Genomic DNA, 3,187 nt, shown 5'->3' with positions numbered 1-3,187 from the left:
TGATCGAGGTAATTGATAACAACCATGCTGTTCTGGTTGTAATCGTACGGAATGAATTTTGGCATTGAATAACTCCGTTTATCGTGGCTTTATTCTATCATTCCTTTGGCCTGATTTTGGGTTTTTCTACAGCCTCAACGCCAGCCATAACAGGCAACAAACGTGTCGAGTGATTTATCTGGTTAGCCTTTGACTTTATATATGGTATTTCCTTTCCTGCTTATAGTGGTTTTGACTCTTCCTTGTTTTTTGTACTCCTCTAAACAAGCTTTAATGTCTTTTGTTGAATGTCTTGCCAACTCCTCGAAACCATGTTGCCTTGATCCCCATTTCTGAATTCGAAGTGGTGAAAAATACCAAGTATCAAACTCTTTAAGAAAATCAGCCACCAAATCACACAAGTTAATTGTTTTTCCTGGCGTTGATTCCCTCGTAAGGGGTTTGCTTGTGCTTTTTGTTTGTAGCTCTTTAACCTTTGCCAAGATCCCCTCAGCCACTTCCAACCACGCCACATCCTCATTCTCGAATACGGATATGGCTTTATTATCATTTGGTAATGAGTGTAGTACTTTTAATTCTGACTCTAACCATAAACAGGGGCTTAATATAATGGGAATTACAACTGCATCTCCTGATTCATGTTTTTCAAGGGCACGAATTGTCTCGGTGTCATAGCAGTAATCTGATGCAAGAAAATTGGAGCTTACCAACAATAGTATTATGTCTGAATCCTCTAGGTTGTAATTTATCTCTTCCTCCCAATCGCTGCCTGCGGAGATTCTTCTATCGTGCCACTCGCTAATATACTTATTACGTCTCAGTATGGAGAGATGAGTTTCAAGCTTTTCTCGATACGATTCATCTTTATGAGAATAACTGTAGAACAATTTCAGTTTTTTCATCGTTTGTGCATCCTCGCATCTTTATAAATAGGCTAACGTCTAACATGCAGTTGAACAGAGTGCGCACGTAGCGGGTACTTTGTCCAAATCCATGCCTTTGCCAGGCGCATTTAGTACAGTTTTACTTGCCTGATTCATGTTTGCTCGCATAAAAATAGCTGTATGTCATTAAGATAATCAGAGCAATTCCAAAAAGAAGCAGGGCCAAGCTAAATTCAATGGATTTGCCTAGAGAAAATATGACTCTTACAGTAGTGATCAATGTAACAACGACAATAGTAGGTATCAGTACCCACTTTCGTTCAATTGGTTTTCTATCGGCCATTAGCAACATTAAGGTCCATGAGAATGCAATAACGGAAAAAAGACCCATTGGATATGCTATTTCCCCTAGCCCCATCCTTTCCGGTATCCATGCAAGGATTGCAATAACGAAATCAGCTATTGCCGCGACCCAATAACTCAGCCTTAACAATAGTATCGACTTTTGCATCATCTGCTTAGCTCGAAGGCCTTAAATCCAGATATAGTCATGGTGGTATGAAATGTGTAAATGCCTGACATTATGTTAGACAGTGTCGTGTTTTTGGTGATGGCCGCTGACGCGGCACTGTTGTGCGAAAGGCCGAATCGGCCTGGTACAGTTCGAGGTAAAGCTGGCCAGTGCAGGTTAGCCCGGGTTCTGTCTAGGAGAGTTGATATGAGCGATATTCCCACCTTCGTCCCTGATTCCATGTTGTGATTGCTCTCTATCCTGCTGATGCTTCATGCATTTCATGACGATCGAGTAGACGTCAACGGTGATGCGTGAAGCGTGTCGAGGCTTTAATTTAGGCCTATAGCAGATATGAAATCAAGCGGTTACCTGGATCGTATATCGTTCGGCACTGGAAACCATAGGCGGCCAAAATTATCACCTGGGTCCTGAGTTTCAGACCTGGATAGATGCTAAACGGAATTTCTCGACCAAGTGACGCATAGCCACCTGGCCGCCATGGGATTGGTGCGTGCTTTGGTCTCTTACATCCAGACTTATGTAAATTCAGCTCGCGACCACACGCTTTCGCGCACAGCGCATGGGGGATATTGGAGAAATGATCATGTCCGCTTTTCTCTGTTTCTCAGCGTAGACTTCTGTTATGTCGATGTCTCACTGCCGGTTGTGTTTCGGGTTTACAAACAGCAGCAATCAAAACGTTTTCGCAATACCAACAAAGTCTGGTGGACAACACCGTTCAAGCTTGCGCGCGCTGCTGGGTGCAAATAATTAATGTATGTTACTTCAATAAGATAAAGAATATTTTCTTCTGAAGCGAAAAACTGGCACGCGGCCTGCATTTACAGTGACATGAACCACAAACCCAGAGGTTCATACCTTAACAAACCTTTTTAGACCAAAGTGAGGATAGAGACATGATGATCAAAGACCTGAAAGTGAGCAAAGAGCTGGATCGTGAGGCCCTGGTTGAAGTGCGTGGTGGATCGGCTTATGCCGGTGGCCAGTTCGCACCGCAGTTCGTTTCCGGCGGCGGCATCCTGAGCCCGACTGTTGCCAACAGTTCTCCGATTAACGCGCCTGTGGCTCTCGACAACGACACCTATTCGTCGCTGGATCTGGAACTCAACACCGCCAATGTGTTCGGTTCCGCCTTCACCGGCATCTTTCAGTAAGCCGACTGAATCACCTGATGGGTGAAACAAACGGGGGCCTTCGGGCTCCCGTTTTTTATGTGCGAGTGATCAGTAACCGCGTGGGCATCGTAGTGAGAGAGCCTGGATTTCAAGAGTTACTGGTCGACAAACAGGGTACTTCAAGCCGTTGCGTGGCAACGAACAGATAGGCCAAGAAATGACGATGGCGATCCTGGAGGTTTACCCGGAGCAAAACAAAAAACAATATGAAACAAAAAGATAAAGAATATTTGCTGAGTGCAAACGGAAATTGGCACGCGGCCTGCACTTACAGAGTCATGAACCACAAACACAGAGGTTCATAACCTTAACCAAACCGTTTATACCAAAGTGAGGATAGAGACATGATGATCAAAGACCTGCAAGTGAGCAAAGAACTGGATCGTGAGGCCCTGGTTGAAGTGCGTGGTGGATCGGCTTATGCCGGTGGCCAGTTCGCACCGCAGTTCGTGTCCGGCGGCGGCATCCTGAGCCCGACGGTTGCCAACAGCTCTCCCGTGAACGCGCCTGTGGCCGTTGACAACGACACCTACTCCTACCTGGGTCTCGAGCTCAACACCGCCAACGTGCTGGCCTCTCTCGGCACGATCATT

The 3,187-nt window shown here is 45.6% G+C and carries 2 protein-coding genes and 1 pseudogene; 2 read left to right on the top strand and 1 reads right to left on the bottom strand.

The features are described 5' to 3' along the window. Window positions 1–182: 182 nt before the first annotated feature. Window positions 183–902, bottom strand: coding sequence for a toll/interleukin-1 receptor domain-containing protein (locus ACQY6I_RS17250; RefSeq protein WP_428242745.1), 720 nt, complete (start codon window positions 900–902; stop codon window positions 183–185). A 1,413-nt stretch (window positions 903–2,315) separates the two neighbouring features. Between ACQY6I_RS17250 and ACQY6I_RS17245 the strand changes: the two genes are divergently transcribed. Beyond that, window positions 2,316–2,573: a hypothetical protein gene (locus ACQY6I_RS17245; RefSeq protein ID WP_428242744.1), complete on the top strand. Its 258-nt coding sequence runs from the start codon at window positions 2,316–2,318 to the stop codon at window positions 2,571–2,573. A gap of 365 nt (window positions 2,574–2,938) precedes the next feature. After that, window positions 2,939–3,187 (top strand): annotated as a pseudogene (locus ACQY6I_RS17240) (hypothetical protein); the annotation flags it as partial.

The organism is Gynuella sp., from assembly GCF_050297175.1.
Lineage (GTDB): Bacteria > Pseudomonadota > Gammaproteobacteria > Pseudomonadales > Natronospirillaceae > Gynuella.
This window is presented reverse-complemented; position numbering and strand designations above follow the sequence as displayed.

Coding starts and splice junctions, on each gene's coding strand:
- ACQY6I_RS17245 (WP_428242744.1), top strand. CDS start 2,316: ATGATGATCAAAGACCTGAAAGTGAGCAAAGAGCTGGATCGTGAGGCC.
- ACQY6I_RS17250 (WP_428242745.1), bottom strand. CDS start 902: ATGAAAAAACTGAAATTGTTCTACAGTTATTCTCATAAAGATGAATCG.